Genomic DNA, 23510 nt, shown 5'->3' with positions numbered 1-23510 from the left:
CGCAGTGCTCACAGGCCGGAAACAGGCGCGCCCTCGCGGGCGCTCTGTCTCCGGCTTCTTCGTTGCGCGTCTCGCTGTCTCTCCAAACGGCCATTTCCATGAAAGCCATCAACCGCATCATTGAACAAGCGCGTCGTTCACCCATGCGTATCGTGCTGAGCGAGGCCGAAGATCCGCGCGTGTTGCAGGCCGCACAGCGCGCGAGCCGCGAAGGCATTGCCCGCATTCTGCTCGTGGGCGACGCCACGCGCATTCGCGAGGCCGCAGCCCGCTTCGACGTCGATCTGTCGGCAATGGAGTTGGTGGACCCCGTAGCTTCCGCGCTCGCACCGCTATATGCCGAGGAACTGTTCGCTCTGCGCAGCAAAAAAGGCATGACGCGCGAACAGGCGCACAAAGAAATCCTCAACCCACTCTGCTTCGCGAACCTGATGGTGCGACTCGGCCACGCGGACGGCTCCGTGTCCGGCGCGGTCAACACCACCGCCGACGTGGTGCGCACCGCGATCCAGATCATCGGCATCGCGCCTTCATTCAAGCTCGTATCGAGCTTCTTCCTGATGATGCTGTGCGAGCCGTTCCACACGCTCAAGGGCGGCCTGATTTTCTCGGACTGCGCACTCGTGGTGGAGCCCGATGCTGGCCAGCTCGCCGAGATCGCGATCGCCGCCGCAGACAGCGCGCAAAGCCTTCTGATGGACGAGCCGCGCGTGGCGATGCTGTCGTTTTCGACCAGCGGCAGCGCTCACCATGCGGCCGTCGACAAAGTGGTCAATGCGACCCACATCGTGCAGGAACGCCGCCCGCATCTCGCGATCGACGGCGATGTGCAACTCGACGCGGCCATCGTTTCCGAAATCGCGCTGCGCAAAGTCAAGCACTCGCAGGTGGAGGGCCACGCCAACGTGCTGGTGTTTCCAAGTCTGGAAGCGGGCAACATCGGCTACAAGCTGGCCGAGCGGATCGGCGGTGCGAAGGCGATCGGCCCGCTGCTGCAGGGCCTGCGCAAGCCGGCCAACGACCTGTCGCGCGGCTGCAGCGCGGACGACATCTACTACGTGACCGCCGTCACCGCGGTCCAGGCGCAAGCCGCGCTCACACATCCCGACGTCCTCCTCACACCGTCTCTTTCATGATCGTTCAGAAGTTGCTGCCTCTCCTCGCGCTGATGGGCTTTGCGAGCTATTTTCAAACCATCACCGGCTTCGGCCTGAGCATGATCGTCATCGGCGCGGCCAGCGGCTTCGAACTGGCGCCGGTCACGAGTCTCGCCGCCCTGCTCAGCCTCGTGACACTCGCCAATAGCGCGACCGCCTTGCCCGGCAAATTCCATCACATCGACTGGCGCGCGGTGGGCGCCGCCACGCTGGGCGTCCTGCCCTCCGTGGTGGCGGGCGTGCTGGTGCTGAATCTGCTGAGCAACGCGGCCTCCAGCGTATTGCAACTGCTGCTGGGCGCCGTGGTGCTGTACGGCGGCCTGAGTGCGGCACTGCGTCCGGCGCCGCTCGCGTGCCGCTCGGCCGATAGGAGTTTCTTCGTCAGCGGACTGTTCGGCGGTCTGCTGAGCGGCATGTTCGGCGTATCCGGGCCACCGTTGATTTTTCAGTTCTATCGTCAGCCGCTCTCGCTCATGCAGATCCGCTACGCGCTGATTCTGATCTTCACGGTGACTTCGATCACCCGCACGTTGTTTAGCGCGTACGAGGGCCAACTCGACGCCGACCTCTGGACGCAGGCCGCCTTCGCGGTCCCGGTCGTCGCCCTCATGACGATGGTGGCGCGGCAGTACCCGCCGCCGCTATCGGGCGTGATGACGCGCCGCATCGCGTTCGCGATTCTGATGGTGATCGGCGCTTCGTTGATCCTGCATGCGCTGCAGCAGTTGGTGCGCTGACGCGCGAGCCAGACCGTTCCCGAGCTTCACAGTCCCGTTACCGCCGCGCGCCGATCCAGCCGACGAGTTCGGCGAACAGCGACATGTCAGGTGGCGCGGACAGATCGACAGCAAGGCAACGGCGGTAATACGGACTCAGATCGAGTCCCACGCCAAGACCGAGCAATTCGACGTCGCGCGCGGCTTCATTGCGCGCCACTACCTGCTTCAGGTGATTGTCGAGGTAATAGGTATCGTTGACCTGTGCGGTCGCGGTATCCATCGGACTGCCGTCCGAGATCACGACGAGGATGCGCCGCGCCTCGGCGCGCGCACGCAGCCGCGTGCAGGCCCAATCGACCGCTTCGCCGTCCACGCCCTCGCGGAACAGATCGGCCTTGAACAGCGCGGCGATGTCGGCGCGAGCGCGCCGCCAGCTTGTCGCGGCATCTTTGAAGACAATGTGTGCGACCTCGTTGAGCCGCCCCGGATGATGCGGCCGGCCGCCGGCCAGCCAGTCGAGCCGCGCGCGGCCGCCATTCCATGCGCCGGTCGAAAATCCCAGCACCTCGCTGGCCACACCGGCCTGATCGAGCGCGCGCGTGAGCACATCCACCAGCATCGCCACCGGCTCGATATAGGTTCGCATGGACCCCGAACAATCGATGAGAAAGCTCACCACGCAATCGGCGAGCGGCTTGTGCCGTTCCAGCACGAACAAACGCCGCTCGGCCGGCGAGCAGACCAGTTGCGCGAGACGCCGGCCGTCGATACGCCCGTGCTCTTCACCGAACGACCAGCCATCGCGTTGTGGCACGGCGAGCGCGGCCTTCAGCGCATACGCGAGCCGCGGCACGTTGATGCGCTGCGCGGCGATCCGCTTGTCGAGCTGGTCGCGATACTCGGCGAGTAACTCGCGCCGAATCCGCGAGCCAGGCATCAATTCGCGGTCGTAGCGCGTGGTGTACGCGAGGTAGCGTTGCCCGGCGTCGCGCAGAACACGGCTGTCGCCGGTGGCCGCGAGACCCATGTCGACCTGCTCGCCTTCGTCGGTATCGAACCACAGCGCGAACATGGCGCGCACGGCTTCGTCGTCTTCCGGCGCCTGCTCGTTTTCATCAAGGGACTGCGCGCGTGCTTCACGCATCATCTGGCTGACGAGACGAGCTAGTTCGAGCGCATGAATCGCGAACGTGCCCTGCTCCGTCCGACACCGCCGCAGCGCCGCGAGCGGCACGCCCAGCGTCGGCGTGATCGCGGCGCGGGTGGCTTCGATCAGGCCTTCGGTCTCTTCCAGCACGGGCCAGCCCGACAAACGCGACCAGACGATCTGGGCGACCGTGTAAAGCAGAATGCCCAAGTGGCCGTCGGCAAGTCCGGTGCGATAAAAAGCCCTCGACCATGTTTCGAAGCGATGACGCAGATTCTGCGCGAGTCCCGGCATGCCGGCGGGCGCGAGCGCTTCGCAACGCAACTGCTCGAAGAGTTCGAACATGAGGCGCTCAACGGGCTCGACGGGGCACAGGCTCGCGTGGAGAGCCGCATCGGAATGCGTCAAACGCAGCGCGGCGCCATCTGCCGCTCCACGCAAGGAAAGCAGATCATCAACCCGCGGGTCAGTGCGCAGATGCGGCGCATGAAGCGGCAGCGCACGCAAGCCACGATACAGACGGCCGGCCCGGTAGTGCAGCGCGGCGTCGCCGGTCAACGCGCGCACCGCCGCCGCACACAGGTTCTGACGCTGCTCCGCGCGGCGCGTGGCTTGCCGCTCGGCAGCGCTCATTGCGCCACCATCGAATGGGCCTCGCGCTCAGGCGCGCTTTCCAGCTCTCTGTCGAAGCAGCGCTGGAAATACTCGGCCACGATGGGCCGTTCCGCTTCGTCGCACTTGTTGACGAAGGTGAGGCGAAACGCCATGGCCGGATCACGGAAAATCTGGCAGTTCTCCGCCCAGTCGATCACCGTGCGCGGCGACATCAGCGTGGACAAATCGCCGGCGGCAAAGCCCTTGCGCGTCAGTTCCGCGACGCTGATCATCGACTCGATCAGTGCGTGGCCGGCAGCATCGCCGAGTTCCGGCACACGTGCGAGCACGATGCCGGCCTCTTCGGCGCGCGGCAGATAGTTGAGCGTGGCCACGACGTTCCAGCGGTCCATCTGCGCGTGATTGAGCAACTGCGTGCCGTGATACATGCCGTTCAGATTGCCGAGGCCGACGGTATTGGTCGTGGCGAACAGCCGGAAATACGGGTGCGGATGAATCACGCGATTCTGATCGAGCAGCGTGAATTTGCCGTCGCGCTCCAGAATGCGCTGAATCACGAACATGACGTCGGGACGGCCGGCGTCGTATTCGTCGAAGATCAGCGCCATGGGCCGTTGCAGTGCCCAGGGCACGATGCCTTCCTGGAACTCGGTTACCTGCAGGTCGTCGCGCACGATGATGGCGTCTTTGCCCACCAGATCGAGACGGCTGATATGCCCGTCCAGATTCACGCGTACGCACGGCCAGTTGAGCCGGGCAGCGACCTGTTCGATGTGGGTCGACTTACCCGTGCCATGCAGGCCCTGCACCATCACGCGGCGCTCGCGCATGAAGCCGGCGAGAATCGCCAGTGTCACTTCAGCATTGAAGCGGTATGCCTCGTCAACTTCCGGAACGTGGTCGTCACGGTCGCTAAAAGCCGGCACCATCAAGCCTGAATCGATGCCGAACAACGTACGCACCGAGACCATCCGGTCCGGTTTGCCTGTCACGATATCGGTCACTACGGTCTCCTTCGCGCTATGTCTGAACGGCGGGCGGCGCGGCGCTCAGCAGCCGCACACGGCCTTGCCGGGTCATCATACGCACTTTCTTTTTTCGATACAAATCATCTCGTTTTTTAGCGACGATTTTGGGCTGTAAGTATCAGCGATGACGATGCCGGTATTCGACCGTCTCCGGCTCGCGAAAGAGTTCGTCGGTTTTGCGCACGCGCAGCAGATAAGCGAGCAGCAGCACGCCGAGACTCGCGACACCGAACCAGAGCGGCTGACGTTGCTCCGGAATAAAGGCCATCGCGACCAGAATGCCCACCATGCCGAGGATCGCGACCCACGTGAGATACGGATAGCACCACATCCTCACTCGCAGCTTCTGCGGCGCATCCCGCTCGATGCGGGCACGCAGTTTCAGTTGCGAGATCGCAATCAGCACGTAGACGAAAATCGCCACCGTGCCGTACGAATTCACGAGAAACGCGAACACGGTATCCGGCGAGACGTACGACATGACGACCGACGCGTAGCCGAATACGGTACCAATCAGAATCGCGCGCACCGGCACGCCACGGCGATTGACCTTGGCGAGCGCAGCGGGCGCGTCGCCGTGGCGCGTCAGCGCGAAGATCATCCGCGACGCCGCGTAGAGACCGGAATTGAGCGCCGACAGTACCGCCGTGAGCACGATGGCGTTCATGACGCTGGCGGCGGCCGGGATACCCATCGCATCGAGCGCGCTGACATAGGGCGTCGCCATCTTCGGCGAGTTCCACGGCACGAGCGCAACGACGAGCAGAATCGAGCCCACATAAAAGACCAGCACGCGCGTAATCACCGAGTTGGTCGCTTTGGCGACTGCCTTCGCGGGCTCCTGCGCTTCGGCCGCCGCGATGGTGACGATTTCCGCGCCGAAGTAAAAACCCGTGGCGGCGACCGCGCCGCTCAGCACCGGTCCAATGCCTTTGGGCATCAGGCCGCCGTGCGAGAGCAGCGTCGGCAGCACTTCGGTAACGTGCTTCGACGCGGGCCACAGCCCCAGCACGTACATGCCGCCGAGAAACAGAAACACCATGATCGCCGCGACCTTGATCGATGCGAACCAGAACTCGAATTCACCGTAACTGCCGACCGAGACGAGGTTGGTCGCCGTGAGCGTCACCAGCAACACGAGACTGATCGCCCACGCGGGCACGTCGGGCAACCAGAACTGCACAAGCTTCGCACCCGCAACCGCCTCGACCGCCACGACGATGACCCAGAAATACCAGTACATCCAGCCGGTGAGAAAGCCGGCCAGGTTGCCGGAGGCACGCTTGCCGCCGAATGCCAGCCGCGCGTATTCGTAGAACGAGCCGACGGCCGGCATCGCGCAGGCCATTTCGCCAAGCATCCGCATGACCAGCACGACCAGTGCGCCGGTGATCAGAAACGACAACACCGCCGCGGGGCCGGCCTGCTGCACGACCACGCCGCTGCCGACGAAGAGCCCTGCGCCGATCACGCCGCCTAGCGCGATCATCGTCATGTGGCGCTGCTTGAGGCCCGCCTTCAATTCCGTTGTATCTGTAGATTGCTGCATGTCACCTCCACGTTCCGTCATCCGATCGCGGGCGGAACGGCTCTGCAGAGCAGCCGCCCGAGTCCCGGCGTCTTCAATCACGGATGGGGCGAGGACGCTTCGGCGTCTCGCCATATGATTTTTTATGAAGCACCGCACTGCACCGGCGCATGGTGCCAGTGTGCACCGTTTGCGCCGTGCGGGCGGCAAGTTTCGAGCCGAGCGCGGCATGAGCGACGGCTAGCCGCCGCTCGCCGTATCAGGGTTTCTCGTCGCGGCGGAAATACAGTTGATACAGCATCCGCTGGCCGATCCGCCGGAACGGCGCGAACGGGTGCCCGGGCAATGGCGACGTGAAAATCGGCAGTGTCTGCTTCGCGCCCTTTCCCGCAATGCGTTCGGCGAGCCGGCGCCCCGCCTGCTGCGAATACGACACGCCGTTGCCGCCGTAGCCGAGCGCGTAGTACACCGTCTGCATCGGATCCGGCTGATACACGCGCGGCATCATGTCGTGACTGACGTCCACCCAGCCCCACCACGAGTAGTCGATCGTGACGCCACGCAAGGCCGGAAACTTGCGGACCATGCCTTCCACCAGCAGATCGTAATGGCGCGAATTGGGCGCGTCGGCGCCGGTGATCGCGGAACGGCTGCCGATCTGCAAGCGGTTGTCCGGCAGGAAACGGTAATAGAAGCGCAACGTGCGCGTATCCGTGAGCACCTGGGTCGTGCGAAAGTTGCACGCGGCGATTTCCTGCTTCGTGAGCGGACGCGTGACCATCGAATTCGACAGGATCGGCATGATGCGGCTGCGCAGCGAAGCGTGCAGCGTCTGTGCCGTATACGCCCCGGTCGCAATACCGACCGCACGCGCGCGCACGGTGCCGCCGGGTGTGCGCAGATGATGCACGCCATTGATGGTTTCCCAGCCGAGCACGGGGCTCGCCGGATGCACCCTGGCGCCCGCTTCACGGGCAAGCCGCAGATAACCGAAGGCGAGCTTCAACGCATGAATGCCGATCCCTTCCGGCTCGTGAAGCGCGCCGGCCGCTTCCGCGTCGTTGACATACTCGCGCTGGAAGGTGCGCTTGTCGATCAGTTCGGACGGATAGCCGAACACGTCCTTCCATACCTTGGCCTCGGCGGCGAGCTTTTGCATGATGCGCGGACGGTGCGCGATCAGAAAATGGCCACCGGGTTGCGGATCGCAATCGATCTCCGCGATCAGCGACTTGAAGTTATCGAACCCTTCCTGAATCTCGTCGTGCATTTTCAACGCGACATCTTTACCCCAGCGCTCGATCCATTGGGAACGCGACAGACGGCCCGAGGCGTTCTGACCTTGCCCACCGTTGCGGCTGCTGCAACCCCAACTCGTCTTGTTGGCTTCCAGCACGACCGCCTTGATGCCGTGCTCCCGTGCGAGACAGAGCGCGGTGGCGAGCCCGGTATAGCCGCCGCCGATAATCGCCACATCCACGTCGACGTCCGCCGTGATCGGGCCGTCGTCTTCGGGTGGCGTGCCCGCGGTCGCGACCCAGTAGGTCGGCGCGTATTGCTTGCCCCATCCCGGCCCGGGCGACACCAGCGGGTCGTACGCCGGATCGTAGCGCGTATCGTCTTCGGGGGCGGACGGCATGCCTTGCGCGACGCGTTCGATTTCACTGTGCTCCATGTGAAGCTCCCGATCAGCGTACGAGGTTCTGCTTCGGACGTTCCTTGCGAAACGCCCGCTTCACCGCGATGAGGCCGTCGCGGAACTCGAACAGGTCGCATCCTTCCGCCTCGATACGCCAGCCCTCCGCGTGCGTTCCCGTGAACACCCACTCGGACACGCCGCGTTCGCCGCTCACGTAGTGGCGGCCCTTGCCCCAATGTGCGTCGGGAAAGGTCTTGAACACCGCTTCGAACGCCGCACGTGTGGCGTCACGACCCACGAAACGCGTGCCGAAGACTTCCGGACCGCCTGCTGCATCGAACACGCAATCGTCGGTCATGAAGGTCATCAACGCGTTGGCGTCGTGACGATTGAACGCATCGGAAAACGCGGCCAGCGTGTCGGCCGTGACGTGCTGCAGTGGGGTCTGTGTTTGAGCCATTGCTCTCTCCTCCTGGATGACTTTCGATAAGGCATGAGGCGCCGCCATCGGCTGGCGATCCGTGAGGAAATTGTAGGCAGGGGGGTGCCCGGCCGGTAGGTCCAGTGCGGTGCTTTCGCCTGGTGCAGCAGGCGCAAATGTGGCCCATGAAGCGGATCTCGACACGCGCGGCGCCCTCTTTGCGGCGCCCGCTGAATTGGACTCATCGACTCCCGTGAACTGGCTCTATGGTTCTGGTTTTTTGTTCGGCAACACTGCGGGTACTGGCCTTTACCTGTACCGATTGCCTGTCCTTGCGCGACTGCCAGAGCTGATGGCCGCGCGTGTCCATGACTTCACGCTGCGAGGAGTTGAGGTGCTCAAACTGTTTATCGGACTCGGCATTCCCTATCTGGGCGTGATCGGCCTGCTGCCGTGGGTGGCTTCCGTCGACCGCTTCGTATTGGGCGTGCCGTTCATCTATGCGTGGATCTTCGCGTGGTTCATCCTCACCTCCGGCTGCCTGATGATCTGCTGGCGCGTGTTCGACAGCCGCCACGACGAGTCCCACCCGCAAAACCGCTAAAGGAGTGTCCGGATGGCCACCGCAGTCTTTCTCGGCTTCCTCGCCTTCTCGCTTTACCTCGCGATCCGTTCGAACAAGGGACGCGGTCCGCAGAGCGTGCATGATTTCTTCGTCGCATCGCGGCAGTTCGGTGCGTACCTCGTCTTCTTTCTCGCAGCCGGCGAGATCTACAGCATCGGCACGATGGTCGGCTTTCCGGGCGGCATCTATGCGAAAGGGCCGACATACGGCGTCTGGTTTCTCGGCTACATTCTGCTCGCCTATCCGGTGGGCTATTTCATCGGCCCGAAGATCTGGCAAGCCGGCAAGCGCTACAACGCGATCACGCTGCCCGATCTGTTCAAGGGACATTTCCAGAGCCGCTCGCTCGAACTGATCGTTGCAGGCTCCGCGATCGTGTTTCTCTTGCCATGGGGCCAACTGCAATTTACCGGGCTCGTTGCCGCGCTGAACGGTCTCGGCTGGAACTTCAAACCGCTCTATCTGATCCTGATTTCGGCATTGCTCGCGTTCACGTATATCGCGATCGCGGGCGTGCGGGCATCGGCTTATATCGCCGTGCTCAAGGATATCCTGATGGTCGTGGCGATCGTCGTGACCGGCGTCGCCGTATCGATGGAAGTCGGGGTGACCGATGTCTTTCATGCAGCCAGCCAGCATGTGAGCAACCGGATGAACTCGCACCAGCTGACCTTCTCGATGAGCACCATGTTGTTCCAGTCGCTCGGCTTCTACGTCATGCCGTTCGCGGTACAGAATTTTTTCACCGCGAAGAGCGCCAACACGATCCGCCGCACTCAGGTCGCCATGCCGCTTTACATGCTGATGTATCCGTTTCTCGTGGTCGCGTCGTACTATGCGATCAGTCAGAATCTGCATCTCGCCTCGCCGAATGAAGCGTTCTTCGCGGCCGCGATCCGGCTGTTGCCGGGTTGGCTGCTCGGCCTCGTCGCCGCCGGCGCGTCGCTGTCCGGGCTGCTCGTGCTGGCCGGCATCTGTCTCGCGATCGGCCCGATCGTGACTCGCAATCTCCTGCCGGGCATGCCGGAGGCCCGCCAGAAAACGAGCGCGAAGGTGGTGATCGTGCTGTACCTGCTGGTGTCGATCGTGATGACGCTGCTCACGCCGAATCTGATGCTCACGCTGATCAACACCACCTATTACGGCGTGACGCAATTTTTCCCCGGCGTGATGGTCGTTCTGTTCGGACTGCGCGTGCGGCCGGCTGCCATTGCATCAGGCATGTTGACCGGGCAAGTGCTGGCGATCATTCTTTACGTGCTGCAAATCGACCTTGGCGGCTTCAATCTGGGGCTGGTATGCCTCGGCGTGAACCTTCTGGTCGTCACTGCGGTGAACCTCACCGCGAAACCGAGCCGCGCGCACGCGCTGGGTTGAAACTGAGCTGAACGAACTTCGATCATAGCCCTATGACTCAACGAGAAGAGAAGCGCCCGACGACCCAGGTGTTCGTCGCGAAGAAAATCGTGACGATGAATCCCATGCAGCCTTACGCGACACACGTCGCGATTCGCGACGGCAGGATCCTCTCGGTTGGCGACGCAGAGGATGTGCAGCAATGGGGCGACGCCGAAATCATCGACACCTTCAACGACAAAGTGTTGATGCCTGGTTTTGTCGAAGGCCATTGCCATCTGATGGAAGGCGCGATGTGGGACGCCGTTTATGTCGGCTACTACGACCGGCGCGGCCCCGATGGCCGGCGCTGGCCGGGCCTGAAGACGCTGGACGCCGTGATCGAACGCCTGCGCGCGGCCCAGGCGGAGATGACGTCCCCAGACGCTGCACTGCTCGCCTGGGGCTTCGATCCCATCTTCTTCGGCACCGCTCGCCTGACCGTGCGGGAACTGGACACGGTGTCCGCCGAGCGGCCCATCGTGATCCTGCATGCGAGCGTTCACTTGATGAACGTCAATTCGGCCATGCTGTCTCGCGCGGGCATCGACGAGGAAACGGATATCGACGGCATCGACAAGGACGACAGCGGCCAGCCGACCGGCGAGTTGCAGGAGTTCGCGGCAATGTTTCCGGTCTACCGCGTAATCGGCTCGGGCCTCTCGATCGCCGCGAGCGAAAGCGCGAACTCCATCTGGAATTTCGGCCGGGTCGCCCAACTCGCGGGCGTGACGACCGCCACCGATCTGGTCAATGACTTCTCCGAACTGGGCAATCGCAACCTGCGCGAAGTCACCGCGAATGCGGATTTTCCGGTGCGCATCGTGCCTGCGTTCGCACCGCAACGCAGTCCTGAAGGCGGCGCTCAACAGGTGCTCGCCGCCATGCGGACCGCCACGCCAAAGCTGCACTTCGGCCCCGTCAAGTTTATCGTCGACGGTTCGATTCAAGGATTCACCGCGCGCCTGAAATGGCCCGGCTATCTGAACGGCAAGCCCAATGGCTTATGGCTGATTCCGCCGAGCCAGTTCGTCGAGGTGTTCACGCCATTTCACGAAGCGGGCCTGCAACTTCACGTTCACACCAACGGCAACGAAGCGACCCAACTCGTGCTCGACGCGTTCGAGCAGCTTCTCGCACGCCATCCGCGCCGCGATCACCGGCATACGCTGCAGCACTGCCAGATGGCCGACGCGAGTCAACTGGCGCGAGCCAAAAGCCTCGGCCTGTGCATCAATTTTTTCTCGAACCACATTTACTACTGGGGCGATGCGCACTATACGCAAACCATGGGTGCGGACCGCGCGAATCGCATGAATGCGGCAGAGTCCGCGCGCCGCCTGGGCATTCCGTTCGCGTTTCATTCCGATGCGCCTATTACGCCGCTGAATCCACTGTTCACCGCGTGGTGCGCTTCGCAGCGCGAGACATCGTCGGGCCGCGTGCTCGGTGCGAACGAACGCGTGCCGATTGCCGACGCGTTGCGCGCAATCACGCTCGGCGCCGCCTACACGCTGAAAATGGATCATCTGGTGGGCAGTATCGAAGTCGGCAAATTCGCGGATTTCGCGGTGCTCGCGGAAGATCCTGCCGAGGTCACCCCGCAGCGTCTCAAGGAACTGGAAGTGTGGGGCACGGTGCTCGGCGGCCGTATCTTCCAGGCGCCGGTCGGATGAGCGCGATTCCACTTGTCGTTATCGGCGGTTATCTCGGCGCCGGCAAGACGACACTGCTCAACCATGTTCTGAGCAACGCCGGATCGCGGCGCATCACCGTGCTCGTCAATGACTTCGGCTCGATCAATATCGATGCTTCGCTGATTCGCCAGCGCACCGGCGACGTGATCAATCTGGAGAACGGCTGCGTCTGCTGTTCGATCGGCGGCCGGCTGGTCGAGGCGCTGCTCGCCGTGAGTGCGCGCCCCGATACGCCGGATCTGCTGATCATCGAGGCGAGCGGCGTGTCCGACCCGCTCCGCATCGCACAGATCGGCTTGCTCGATCGCGCGTTTCGTCTGGACGGCATCGTCGTGCTCGTGGACGCGGAGCGCATCGAAGCAACGCTGGCCGATCCTTATGTCGGCGACATTGCGCAGCGGCAGATCGAGGGCGCCACGGCCATCGTTTTGAACAAGATGGATCTGCTCGACGAGCCTTCGCGCCAGGCGGTCGCGGAGCGCGTCGAAGCGCTCTCGCGCAGCCGCGTCATGGTGCAGGCGACGCACGCCGCCGTGCCGCCCGGTCTGATCTTCGACCAGCATATGACGCCTGCGCGTGACACCCCCGCGCTATCGCTGCACGCCTCTCCCATGCCGCGAGACTTGTGCAGCTTTTCGTTCGCCACCCAGGCGCTGCTTAACCGGAAGAAGCTCAAGGAAGCGCTGCAAGGTTTTTCGGCGAAGCTGTTGCGCGCGAAGGGGTTCGTCCGTCTGGAGAGTGACGGCGCGTTGCATGAGTTGCATGTGGTCGGCAATCGCGTGATGATCAGCGCGTCCTCTGCCCGGACCAGCGAGGAGTCGCAGATCGTGCTGATCGGCATGTTCGATCCGAAAGACCAGGCGAAGGCGACTGCCGCTCTCAAGGGCGCGGAAATCGCCACGTGATCCCGGAAGCGCAGCAGACCGCCGGTGCACCTACCGCCTCAACTCCGAAACGATCTTCTCCGCCAGAAAATCACACGGCGGTCGCTTCGAAGCGGTGCTGCGCGCCAACACCATTTCGAGCGCCTGAATCTCGGGCAAGCCGTGCGCACGCCCGAGCAACGTGAAATGCGCCGGGACCGCGCATCGCGCGAGGGGGACAATCGCAAGTCCTGCTTCGGCCATCGACAGCAGGCCGAGCAGACTCGGGCTTTCATACGAGGTCCGATAGGGAATCTTCGCGCGTTCAAGGCTGCGAATGGCATTTTCCCGCGCCACACTGCCCGGCAGAAACACGGCGATCGGCAGCGGCCGTTCGCGCCAGATTTCATCGGCGCTCGGCGCCGCTGCCCACTCCATCGGCTCGAGCCGGATGAACTCGCCGGACAGGCCCTTCACTCGCGTTGCGCACACCAGATCGACCGAGCCGTCTTTCACCATCGGCGCCAATGCGACACTCGGCAAACCGACCACCTGAATCTCCACCTTCGGATAGCTTGCGGAAAACTTCTTCAGGATCGGCGGCAGCAGCGACGACGCGTAGTCGTCCGGCACGCCGATGCTCACTCGCCCGGTCACGTCAGGCCGCACCACCGCGGCCCACGCCTCCTCCCGCAAGGCGAGCATGCGGCGGGCGTAGGTCAGCAGCACTTCGCCGTCCTGCGTCGGAACCACATTTCTCGGCTTGCGTACGAACAGCGGCTTGCCAAGCGCGCTCTCGAGCGTCTTGATCTGCATGCTCACCGCAGACTGCGAGCGATGCACGACTTCCGCCGCCCGGCTGATATTGCCGGTGTCGGCGACAGCCACGATCATGGTCATCACGTCTAGGTCGAGCGCTTTCAATGGGCTTGGTATCAGAAAAATGAATAGATTCGATCAATTTTACGCGATTTTCTAAGACAGTGACATCGGGCATAGTGACCGCAAAGGAGCCAGTCAATGAACGCCCGTACCGATTTCTCAGTGCTTGCCGTACCGGAATTGTCGTTTGCGACCATCGCATCCGGCATCTGCGTGCCGTATGTCGAGTGCGGAGAGGGCGAGCCGCTGGTCTTCGTGCACGGCTCGCTCTGCGACTATCGTTATTGGAGCGCGCAGACCGCGGCGCTGTCGCAGCATTTCCGCTGCATCTCGGTGAGCCTGAGCCACTACTGGCCCGCGAACGAGGCTTGCATTCAGGGCGAGTTCGGCTGGCAAACGCACGTCGCCGAACTGGCCGAGTTCATCGAGGCGATCGGCCTTGCGCCCGTCCATCTGGTCGGCCATTCGCGGGGCGGCTGCGTGGCATTCCATGTCGCGCGCGACTATCCACGGCTGGTGAAATCGCTGACGCTCGCGGACCCGGGCGGCCCGCTGCAGATCGACGGCACGGCGGAGGCGTCGCTGCCGCCCGCGACCAACGTGCTGCGTGCGCGCGTCGCCGACCTGATCGAGAGCCGGGAAATCGACGCGGGACTGGAGCTTTTCGTCGACTCGGTGAGCGCACCCGGATCATGGCGCAAGAGTCCGGCGTCCTTCCGCACCATGGCGATCGACAACGCGGACACGCTCCCCAAGCAGTTCCGCGATCCCCTGCCCGCCTATTCCCATGAGGCGGCGCGCGACGTGAAATGCCGGACCTTGCTGATCGACGGGCAGCGCAGCCCCCGCATGTTCCGTAACAACGTCGAGAAGCTCGCTGAATGGATCGGCTATGCGGAGAGGCAAACCATTGCCGGTGCGTCGCACGGCATGAATGTCTCGAATGCCGGCGCGTTCAACCGGCTCCTGCAGGCGTTCGTCAGCTTCTGATTCCATTGCGGATGTTCGCCGACGCGCTCCCCTCGCGTCGGAGCGCGGCTCGCCGCGCACCTCCTCAGCCGATCGCATTCGCCGATCGCATTTGCCGATCGCATTTGCCGACGCATTTGCCGACGCATTTGCCGATAAAGAGCCGCTCTCCGCGGCCAGCGAACCCGAGCCGTTCTTCCACGCGGCTGCGCTGTACGGACTTACCCGAATGCAATTAAGTATCAGTTTGCGGCCCGATTTTCAGTGGCGGCATCCTCTCAACAGGATTAACTTCCTCTCATAGCCAGGTGCAATGCGTTGTGCGCGAACCGCGCCCAAAAGAATAGGCCGGCTCAGGAGGAAGACAGATGCACACCACTCTGGGCGCCGCCGCGCATGCGGACGCCCGTTGCGCCAAAATCGTCCCGCCGGATCTCGAACTGGTCGCCGTGCCGCGCGATGAGTCGTTCAAGGTCTGGTCGCATGGTTATCCCTATCGCACGGTGCGCTGGCACTTCCATCCTGAATACGAAATTCAGCTGATCACATCGACCACGGGCAAATACTTCGTCGGCGATTACATCGGCAATTTCGCGCCGGGCAATCTCGTGATGGTGGGCTCGAACCTGCCGCACAACTGGGTCAGCAATGTGCCGCGCGGCGATCGGGTGGATGAGCGCTGTCTTATCGTGCAGTTCGATGGCGCGTTCATCGCGCGCGCCGTTCAGGCTCTGCCCGAACTCAGGCGCGTGGAGCCGTTGCTCGATGCTTCTCGCTGGGGTGTGCTGTTCTCAGCGGAATCGGGCGCCGCCGCCGAGCCGATCATGCGCGAAATGTTGAACGCGCAAGGCATGCGGCGCATCACGCTGTTCCTCGCGTTGTTCGACCTGCTCGTGCACAGCGTCGAACCCGCGAAGCTGGCAAGCGCCGCTTATCGCGCCGACCCGGCACGTTATGCCGAGACGCACATCAATCACGTGCTCTCGTATATCGGCAAGAACCTGTCACAAGCTTTACGGGAAGCGGAATTGGCCGAACTCTCAGGACAAAGCGTCAGCGCCTTCTCGCGATCTTTCCGCCGGCACACCGGCGTGCCCTTCGTCCAGTACGTGAACCGGCTGCGCATCAATCTCGCGTGCCAGTTGCTGATGTCAGGCGAGCTGACTATCACCGATATCTGCTACCAGGTCGGATTCAACAACCTCTCGAATTTCAACCGTCAGTTCCTGTTGCTCAAGGACATGCCGCCCTCGCGATGGCGGGCTTATCAGCAAATGAATGCGGCCAGCGCGACCGAATCGTCCGACATCGCGCATGACCGGCGCCTCGCCGGACACGCCCCGCACAACTGACGAACTTCACAAGAAGGCTCACCCAGGCCCAAACACGGCAGCAGCTTCGCCGGAATTTTTCTAAAAACGGAGACATGCGATGACCAGACTTTCGAACCAACTCATCGGCGCCAGCGCCCTGAGCCTGAGCTTGCTGGGCAGCACCGCTGCTTTGGCTGCGCCAAGTGGCACGGTCGCGTTCCTGATGCCCGACCAGGCCTCGACGCGCTACGAGCAACATGACTTCCCCGGCTTCAAGACCGAAATGAGCAAGCTCTGCCCCGACTGCAAGGTGCTCTATCAGAACGCCAACGCCGACGTCGCGACGCAGCAGCAGCAGTTCAACTCGGTGATCGCACAAGGCGCGAAGGTGATCGTGCTCGACCCGGTGGACTCGACGGCCGCGGCGTCGCTCGTCCATATGGCGCAGGGCCAGGGCATCAAGGTCATCGCCTATGACCGGCCTGTGCCCTCTACGCCGGCCAACTACTACGTGTCGTTCGACAACGAAGGCATCGGCAAGGCCATTGCGCAATCGCTCGTCCAGCACCTGAAAGACTCAGGCGTGCCGACCACCAAGGGCGGCGTGCTCGAAGTGAACGGTTCGCCGACCGACGCCGCGGCCGGGCTGATCAAGAAGGGCATCCACGCCGGTTTGCAGGGCAGCGGCTACAAGACGCTGGCCGAGTACGACACGCCGGACTGGGCTCCGCCGAAGGCCCAGCAGTGGGTCAGCGGACAGATCACCCGCTTCGGCTCGCAGATCGTCGGCGTAGTGGCCGCCAACGACGGCACGGGCGGCGGGGCCGTCGCGGCGTTCAAGGCAGCCGGCGTCAATCCGGTGCCGCCGGTGACCGGCAACGACGCGACGATCGCGGGGTTGCAGTTGATCATCGCGGGCGACGAATACAACACGATCCTCAAGCCGAGCGAGATCGTCGCAGCGGCGGCGGCCAAGGTGGCGGTCGGTTTCCTGTCCGGCCAGACACCGAAGGGTGAAACCACGTTGTTCAACACGCCGTCGCAGCTCTTCAAGCCGGCGGTCATCACGGCGAAGAACCTCAAGGCGGAGGTCGTCGACAAGGGCTTCGCGAGCGGCAAGGATCTGTGCACCGACCGCTATGCCGAAGGCTGCAAGAAGCTCGGCATCACGTACTGAGCCGGCGCAAGCCCCGGACGGACCCGGCGCGTGCCGGGTCCGTCAACTCTCCATGAGGTATCCGTCCCATGACTGATCACGCCACAACACGATCCCGGCGCGGCGAACTGGTGCTGAGCCTGCGCGGCGTCTCGAAGCACTTCGGCGCGGTCTCGGCCCTGACGGACATCGAGCTCGACGTGCATGCCGGCGAAGTGGTCGCCCTGGTGGGCGACAACGGCGCCGGCAAATCAACCCTGGTGAAGGTGCTCGCCGGGGTCCATCAACCCAGCACCGGCACCATCACCTTCGGCGGCAAGGAAGTCACGCTGCCCGATCCGGGCGCGGCGCTCGATCTGGGCATCGCCACGGTGTTCCAGGACCTCGCCTTGTGCGAAAACCTGGATGTCGCCGCGAACATCTATCTCGGGCGCGAACTGAATCCGCTGCGCCTCGACGAAGTGGCCATGGAGGTGAAAGCCTGGACGCTTCTGAACGAACTGTCGGCGCGCATTCCCAGCGTGCGCGACGTGGTCGCCTCGCTCTCGGGCGGGCAGCGCCAGACCGTGGCGATCGCGCGCTCGCTGCTGCTGGACCCGAAGCTGATCATGCTCGACGAACCCACGGCGGCGCTGGGCGTGGCCCAAACCGCCGAGGTGCTGAACCTGATCGAGCGGGTGCGCGACCGCGGCCACGCCGTCATCATGATCAGCCACAACATGGAGGACGTCCGCGCCGTCGCGGACCGCATCGTGGTGCTGCGGCTCGGCCGCAACAACGGTGTCTTCTATCCCGACTCGTCGAATCAGGAACTGGTCGCCGCGATCACCGGCGCGACCGAAAACGCCGTGTCGCGCCGCGCCGGCCGGCGCCAGTCCGAGCTGGGTGCCTGAACCAAGGAACCATCATGAGCAATCAAATGCAAGGCGCCCCGCAGCGTGAGCCGCAAGGCGAGCCGCAACCGTCCACGCTGCTCGACCGCAGCGATATCCGCGTGAAGCACGCCACCGGCATCGGCGGCACCGTTTCCGAGTTCGTCGAACGGGTGCGCTCGGGCGATCTCGGTTCGTTGCCGGTCGTGGCGGGCCTGATCATCATCTGGACCGTGTTCACCAGCCTGAACCCGGTGTTCCTCTCGGCCGACAACCTGGTCAATCTGCTGTTCGACTGCTCGACGGTGGGCGTGATCTCGCTCGGCATCGTCTGTGTGCTGATGGTGGGACAGATCGACCTCTCGGTCGGCTCGATGAGCGGCTTCGCTTCGGCGCTCGTCGGCATGCTCTGGGTCAATCACGGCTGGCCGGTGCTGCTGGCTATCGTCGCCGCCATCGCCGTCGGCGCGCTGATCGGCGCGTTGTACGCGCTGCTGCTCAACCGGCTCGGCATGCCGAGCTTCGTGGCGACACTGGCCGGGCTGCTCGCGATCCTCGGCATGCAGTTGTACGTGCTCGGCGCGACCGGTTCGATCAACCTGCCTTACGGTTCGGCGATAGTGAATCTCGGGCAGCTCATCATCATCCCGGCCGTGATTTCGTATCTCCTCGCACTGGCGCCGGGTGCGGTGATGCTGGCGCTCGGGTTGCGCACGCGCGAGCGCCGCCGCGCGTCCCAGCTCTCCGCGCCCTCGGTGGGCAGCCTGCTCGCACGCGCCCTCGCCATTACGGTCCTCCTGGAGGCCGTGGTGGCCTATCTCAACCAGGGGCGAGGCGTCCCGCTGATGTTCGGCGTCTTCCTCGGACTCTCGGTCGCGATGGACTATGCGCTCAAGAGAACCCGCTGGGGTCGCTCGATGCACGCGGTCGGCGGCAATCACGAGGCCGCGCGGCGGGCCGGCATCAAGGTCGGCGCCATCTACACGAGTGCCTTCGTGCTGTGCGCGAGCCTTGCCGCGCTCGGCGGCGTGCTGACCGCGGCGCGGCTCGCCTCGGCCAGTCAGCAGGCCGGCAGCGGCGACGTGAACCTGAACGCGATCGCCGCGGCGGTGATCGGCGGCACGAGTCTGTTCGGCGGCCGTGGCAGCGCGTATTCAGCGGTGCTGGGCATCATCGTGATCCAGTCGATCGCCAGCGGCCTGACGCTACTGAACCTGTCGTCCTCGTTGCGCTTCATGATCACCGGCGCGGTGCTGGCGATCGCGGTGATCGTCGACTCGCTTGCCCGGCAGTCCCGCGTCTCGCATGGCCGCGCGTAATTCAAGCAATCCAGGAGAACAGCGAATGACTGAATCCATCAAGGGAAAGGTTGCCGCCATCACGGGCGCGGCATCGGGCATCGGCCTCGAGTGCGCGCGCGTACTGATCGCGCAAGGCGCGAAGGTAGTACTGATCGACCGTGCCAGGGAGAGACTCGAACAACTTTGCGCGGAACTGGGGCCGAACGCGCTGCCACTGGTGGTGGATCTGCTGCAGCCATCGGAAGTGGATGCGCTGCTGCCGTCAATCCTCGCACTCGCGGGCGGCCTCGATATCTTCCATGCGAATGCCGGCGCGTACGTCGGCGGCGATGTGGTGGACGGCAATCCGGACGAATGGGACCGCGTGCTGAACCTGAACATCAATGCCGCGTTCCGCTCGGTCCACGCCGTGCTGCCGCACATGGTCGCGCAAAAGTCGGGCGACGTTATCTTCACCAGTTCGATCGCCGGGATCGTGCCGGTGGTTTGGGAACCGATCTACACGGCGTCCAAATTCGCGGTGCAGGCCTTCGTTCACACGACACGCCGCCAGCTCGCCAAGCATGGCGTGCGGGTCGGCGCGGTGGCGCCCGGCCCGGTCGTGACGGCCCTGCTCGACGACTGGCCGAAAGCAAAGATGGATGAAGCGCTTGCCTCGGGCAGCCTGATGCAGCCCAAAGAGGTCGCCGATGCCGTACTCTTCATGCTGACGCGGCCGGGCAACGTGACCATTCGTGATCTCGTGATCCTGCCGAACAACGTCGATCTGTGAAACGCTCGACCCGGGCGGGCCCACTGTGGGCCGCCCGCCGTCCTTCAGAAACGCTACCCCTAACCCCTAACGCGATAGTGAGCAGGCAGCAAGCCATGACCTCAGAGAACCCGACTTCCGGCGCGAGTCAAAGATCGACCCACAGTGCGACCCACAGCCCGGCAGACAGCGCGCGCGACGCGCGCTATGTCATCGGCGTGGACGTCGGCACGGGCAGTGCCCGGGCCGGACTCTTCGACCTCGCCGGCCGTATGGTGGCGTCGGCCAGGCGTGACATCACGCTGTTCCATGCGAGCGGTTCCATCGTCGAGCAGTCGAGTGGCGAAATCTGGACGGCTGTCTGCGATTCCGTGAAAGACGCGCTGTCGCAGGCCGCCGTGTCGCCGGCTCAGGTCGCCGGGATCGGCTTCGACGCCACCTGTTCGCTCGTCGTGCTCGGTGCGGGCGGCCAGCCATTGCCGGTGGGCCCCTCGGAGCAGGCCGAGCGCGACATCATCGTCTGGATGGATCACCGCGCCGTGGCGCAGGCGGAGCGCATCAATGCGACGGGTCACGAGGTGCTGAACTATGTCGGCGGCAAGATCTCGCCGGAAATGGAGACGCCCAAGCTGCTGTGGCTTCTCGAGAACAGGCCGGGCGTCTTCGCGGCGGCCTGGCAGTTCTTCGATCTGACCGACTTCCTGACCTGGCGCGCAACCGGCGATCTGGCCAGGTCGACCTGCACGGTCACTTGCAAATGGACCTATCTGGCGCACGAGCGGCGCTGGGACGAGAGCTACTTTCGCAGCGTCGGCCTTGGCGTGCTGGCGGACGAAGGCTTTGCACGCATCGGCCAGCGTGTCGTCGATCCCGGCACGCCGCTGGGCAGCGGCCTGACCGCGGACGCCGCCGCGCAACTCGGCTTGCGAACCGGAACGCCGGTCGCCACGGGCGTGATCGACGCCCATGCCGGTGGGATCGGCACGGTCGGCGCCGACGGCGACCCCGAGTCCTGTCTCGCCTATGTGTTCGGCACCTCGTCGTGCACGATGACCACGACCCGCAGTCCGGTCTTCGTGCCCGGCGTGTGGGGACCGTATTTTTCGGCGATGGTGCCGGATGCCTGGCTCAACGAGGGCGGCCAATCGGTAGCCGGCGCGGCCATCGAACGACTGCTTGCCATGCATCCCGCGTCTTCCGACGCACGGCTTCGCGCGCAGCGCGAGGGCCAGTCCTTGCCGGCCCTGCTCGCCGCCCTCGCCGTGCAGTCGGCCGATAGTGTGTCAGGCACCGCGTTGCTGGCCGGCGGCCTGCATGTCGTGCCGGAGTTCTTGGGGAACCGTGCTCCGCTGGCCGACCCGCACGCAAGGGCCGTGATTGCGGGCCTTGGAATGGAAGACGACCTGGACAGCCTCGTCGCCCTCTACATTGCCGGCCTGTGCAGTATCGGTTACGGACTTCGGCAGATCATCGAAACGCAGGCCAACGCGGGTGCGCCGATCGAGCGGGTGGTGATCAGCGGCGGCGCTGGACGGCTCGATCTGGTTCGGCAACTGCTCGCGGATGCAACGGGCAAACCCGTGTTCGCCACGCAGGCGGAAGAGCCCGTGCTGCTGGGTGCCGCCATGCTGGGCGGCGTGGCAGGCGGCCAGTTCGATAACGTGCGCTCGGCAATGGCGAGGATGTCGCAGATCAGCAAGACCTACGAACCTGGCGCGAGCGACATCGCGCAACTGCACGAGGCGCGCTATCGCGCCTTCCTGAAGCTGCAAAGCGTGGCCAGAGAGATCCGCTAGACCTACCCACGGCGACGGTGGCGCCGCGTTGGGCGAGATGCCTTTACAATCCAGCACTTCGATCCGACAACCGTGACATGCGCCATGAAATACCTCCTTGCATCGACACTCGCGGTCGTCATCGCGGCCGCGAGCGCGACGACGAGCGCCGAAACACCCGCGGGTAGCGAAACGCCCAAACTGGAGTGCGCGATCGGGTATGTCACCGGCATCGGTGGCGCGGCACAGAGCTTTCGCGAATACCTGGCGACCCCGGACAGAGACAGATATCGCTTCCTCGCGGACAACCCGATCCAATGCAAGGTCTCTGACGAAGGGCGCGCGTCGGGCTGTACCGGCATCACGAGCCTTCGGAATGAAAAAGTCAGCGTGTACGACGATATCGACAGTACGACGATGGCCGTGGTCGCGCGCGTCGAACTGGACCGGGGAACGTATCCGGTGATTATCGTCGTGCAAAAGAAGGACGTGAAATGCGAGGAGTGATTGCACTCGCCGCGCGAGGCGCTGACGATTCCGACAGGTCGTGGTATGTCAGTGCGGCGTCTCGCCAAGTTTTTCAGCGAGAAAGTCGATAAACGACCGAACCTTGGACGACACCGTTTTCTTCCTCGGATAAACCGCCCAGACCGAAGCTTCTTCGCGCGACGAACGGATATCCCAGTCCGGCAATATGCGTGTGAGACGACCGTCGCCGAGTGCTTCGTCCGCCAGCCAGCTGGGCAGTAGTGCGATCCCTCTTCCAGCCAACGTGACTGCAAGCAACGCATCGGTATCGTCGATCGTGAGGCGGCCACTCGCGCTCGCCTTCTGCCACTCGGACGCCGTGTCCGCCCGAGGCCTCATGTACCAGACATTCCCCGCTGTTCGCGAGAACATCAGGCAAGCGTGATCTTTCAGCGCAGCGGGTGTAACGGGTGCGCCGCTCGCCTTTACATACGCCGGCGCCGCGCATGCCAACTCGCGGTGCGGCGCGAGACGGCGGGCCATCAGCGACGAATCCTGCAACGCGCCTATGCGGATGCCCAGATCGACCTGTGACTCGATGAGATTGAGGACGTCGTCCGTGAAAATTGCATCGACATCGATATCGCGATACCGGTCCATGAATTCGCCGATGTGCGGCACGACGTGTTTCCGCCCGAACGAAACGGGCAGCGTCACACGCAACACCCCGGAAGGACTCTGGTTGAGCGACGACGTCGCGTCCTTGGCATCCTTCAACTGAGTGAGCACCTCCGAGACGCGCGAGTAGAACACCTTGCCGCCCTCCGTGAGCGAGAGCCCACGAGTCGACCGGTTAAAAAGCGCAATGCGGAGATCGGCTTCGAGTTCGTTCAAATGTCGCGACGCGGTCGACGTCTTGATGGACAACTCCTGGGCAGCGCGAGTGAGACTACCCAGTTCGGCTGCGCGCACGAATGTCCGGACTGCTGCGAAGTAATCCATGTGGAAATCCAAAGTGGACTGCGGCTGGGCGCGGCGCCCTTCAATCGAGTCTGGGCGTTTCAGCCGGCACGCACTGTCAATGCAGGGTAGCTTACGATATCAGCCATCACACCGCCGGCGTGCGTGCTGAACCCGAATTCATTCGCCGGAACAGATGGCAGAAGGCCGAGGCTGCGCCCATGTCGTT

General features: G+C 63.8%; 21 protein-coding genes. 14 read left to right on the top strand and 7 right to left on the bottom strand.

Annotated features, from left to right (window positions below; translation table 11 throughout):
* The first annotated feature begins 98 nt into the window (after window positions 1–98).
* Both pta and P0D71_RS31395 read left to right on the top strand, forming a co-directional pair.
* On the top strand, window positions 99–1136 hold the full coding sequence (gene pta / locus P0D71_RS31400) for a phosphate acetyltransferase (RefSeq protein ID WP_091806963.1): 1038 nt from the start codon (window positions 99–101) through the stop codon (window positions 1134–1136).
* Window positions 1133–1894 (top strand): sulfite exporter TauE/SafE family protein, encoded by a 762-nt coding sequence (locus P0D71_RS31395; RefSeq protein ID WP_408300126.1) that lies wholly within the window; start codon window positions 1133–1135, stop codon window positions 1892–1894. Before pta ends, P0D71_RS31395 begins: the two co-directional genes overlap by 4 nt.
* 37 nt (window positions 1895–1931) lie before the next feature.
* On the opposite strand, the gene P0D71_RS31390 is transcribed toward P0D71_RS31395, so the two are convergent.
* From P0D71_RS31390 to P0D71_RS31370, 5 genes are all read right to left on the bottom strand, one after another.
* On the bottom strand, window positions 1932–3656 hold the full coding sequence (locus P0D71_RS31390) for a cobaltochelatase CobT-related protein (RefSeq protein WP_408483454.1): 1725 nt from the start codon (window positions 3654–3656) through the stop codon (window positions 1932–1934).
* The gene (locus P0D71_RS31385) at window positions 3653–4642 is read right to left on the bottom strand and encodes an AAA family ATPase (RefSeq protein ID WP_408483453.1); all 990 of its coding nucleotides are present in this window, start codon (window positions 4640–4642) and stop codon (window positions 3653–3655) included. Before P0D71_RS31385 ends, P0D71_RS31390 begins: the two co-directional genes overlap by 4 nt.
* A 142-nt stretch (window positions 4643–4784) precedes the next feature.
* Window positions 4785–6215: an amino acid permease gene (locus P0D71_RS31380; RefSeq protein WP_091806954.1), complete on the bottom strand. Its 1431-nt coding sequence runs from the start codon at window positions 6213–6215 to the stop codon at window positions 4785–4787.
* A gap of 238 nt (window positions 6216–6453) precedes the next feature.
* Window positions 6454–7869, bottom strand: coding sequence for an NAD(P)/FAD-dependent oxidoreductase (locus P0D71_RS31375; protein WP_408483452.1), 1416 nt, complete (start codon window positions 7867–7869; stop codon window positions 6454–6456).
* A 13-nt stretch (window positions 7870–7882) separates the two neighbouring features.
* The gene (locus P0D71_RS31370) at window positions 7883–8293 is read right to left on the bottom strand and encodes a nuclear transport factor 2 family protein (protein WP_091806951.1); all 411 of its coding nucleotides are present in this window, start codon (window positions 8291–8293) and stop codon (window positions 7883–7885) included.
* Window positions 8294–8648: 355 nt separating this feature from the next.
* Between P0D71_RS31370 and P0D71_RS31365 the strand changes: the two genes are divergently transcribed.
* Genes P0D71_RS31365 through P0D71_RS31350 form a run of 4 tightly spaced genes read left to right on the top strand, consistent with a single transcriptional unit; the run spans window position 8649 to window position 12876 of the window.
* On the top strand, window positions 8649–8858 hold the full coding sequence (locus P0D71_RS31365; protein ID WP_091809144.1) for a DUF3311 domain-containing protein: 210 nt from the start codon (window positions 8649–8651) through the stop codon (window positions 8856–8858).
* 12 nt (window positions 8859–8870) lie between these two features.
* Window positions 8871–10256 (top strand): sodium:solute symporter family protein, encoded by a 1386-nt coding sequence (locus tag P0D71_RS31360; protein ID WP_091806949.1) that lies wholly within the window; start codon window positions 8871–8873, stop codon window positions 10254–10256.
* A 32-nt stretch (window positions 10257–10288) separates the two neighbouring features.
* A complete protein-coding gene (locus tag P0D71_RS31355; RefSeq protein ID WP_408483451.1) occupies window positions 10289–11950 on the top strand; it encodes an amidohydrolase in 1662 nt (553 codons plus the stop codon).
* Window positions 11947–12876 (top strand): CobW family GTP-binding protein, encoded by a 930-nt coding sequence (locus P0D71_RS31350; RefSeq protein WP_408483450.1) that lies wholly within the window; start codon window positions 11947–11949, stop codon window positions 12874–12876. Before P0D71_RS31355 ends, P0D71_RS31350 begins: the two co-directional genes overlap by 4 nt.
* Before the next feature lie 30 nt (window positions 12877–12906).
* Here P0D71_RS31350 and P0D71_RS31345 read toward each other — a convergent pair whose 3' ends face one another.
* Window positions 12907–13728 (bottom strand): LysR substrate-binding domain-containing protein, encoded by an 822-nt coding sequence (locus P0D71_RS31345; protein WP_177205202.1) that lies wholly within the window; start codon window positions 13726–13728, stop codon window positions 12907–12909.
* 126 nt (window positions 13729–13854) lie between these two features.
* Between P0D71_RS31345 and P0D71_RS31340 the strand changes: the two genes are divergently transcribed.
* The 8 genes from P0D71_RS31340 to P0D71_RS31305 all read left to right on the top strand — a co-directional run bounded on the left by P0D71_RS31340 (window position 13855) and on the right by P0D71_RS31305 (window position 22360).
* Window positions 13855–14706, top strand: a complete 852-nt coding sequence (locus P0D71_RS31340; protein ID WP_408483449.1) for an alpha/beta fold hydrolase — start codon at window positions 13855–13857, stop codon at window positions 14704–14706.
* A 347-nt stretch (window positions 14707–15053) separates the two neighbouring features.
* A complete protein-coding gene (locus tag P0D71_RS31335; protein WP_408483448.1) occupies window positions 15054–16037 on the top strand; it encodes an AraC family transcriptional regulator in 984 nt (327 codons plus the stop codon).
* A gap of 79 nt (window positions 16038–16116) precedes the next feature.
* Entirely contained in the window at window positions 16117–17175 is a 1059-nt protein-coding gene (locus P0D71_RS31330; protein ID WP_408483447.1) for an ABC transporter substrate-binding protein, read from the top strand.
* Between the two features lie 68 nt (window positions 17176–17243).
* Window positions 17244–18047 (top strand): ATP-binding cassette domain-containing protein, encoded by an 804-nt coding sequence (locus P0D71_RS31325; RefSeq protein ID WP_408483446.1) that lies wholly within the window; start codon window positions 17244–17246, stop codon window positions 18045–18047.
* A gap of 14 nt (window positions 18048–18061) precedes the next feature.
* On the top strand, window positions 18062–19345 hold the full coding sequence (locus P0D71_RS31320) for a sugar ABC transporter permease (RefSeq protein WP_218157140.1): 1284 nt from the start codon (window positions 18062–18064) through the stop codon (window positions 19343–19345).
* A gap of 25 nt (window positions 19346–19370) precedes the next feature.
* A complete protein-coding gene (locus tag P0D71_RS31315; RefSeq protein WP_408483445.1) occupies window positions 19371–20099 on the top strand; it encodes an SDR family oxidoreductase in 729 nt (242 codons plus the stop codon).
* 95 nt (window positions 20100–20194) lie between these two features.
* Window positions 20195–21874, top strand: coding sequence for an FGGY-family carbohydrate kinase (locus P0D71_RS31310; RefSeq protein ID WP_408483444.1), 1680 nt, complete (start codon window positions 20195–20197; stop codon window positions 21872–21874).
* 84 nt (window positions 21875–21958) lie between these two features.
* The gene (locus P0D71_RS31305; RefSeq protein ID WP_091806930.1) at window positions 21959–22360 is read left to right on the top strand and encodes a hypothetical protein; all 402 of its coding nucleotides are present in this window, start codon (window positions 21959–21961) and stop codon (window positions 22358–22360) included.
* A 48-nt stretch (window positions 22361–22408) separates the two neighbouring features.
* Here P0D71_RS31305 and P0D71_RS31300 read toward each other — a convergent pair whose 3' ends face one another.
* The gene (locus P0D71_RS31300) at window positions 22409–23323 is read right to left on the bottom strand and encodes a LysR family transcriptional regulator (RefSeq protein ID WP_408483443.1); all 915 of its coding nucleotides are present in this window, start codon (window positions 23321–23323) and stop codon (window positions 22409–22411) included.
* Between the last annotated feature and the right edge of the window lie 187 nt (window positions 23324–23510).

It is taken from the genome of Paraburkholderia sp. RL17-383-BIF-A, assembly GCF_046028015.1.
Classification (GTDB): domain Bacteria; phylum Pseudomonadota; class Gammaproteobacteria; order Burkholderiales; family Burkholderiaceae; genus Paraburkholderia.
This window is presented reverse-complemented; position numbering and strand designations above follow the sequence as displayed.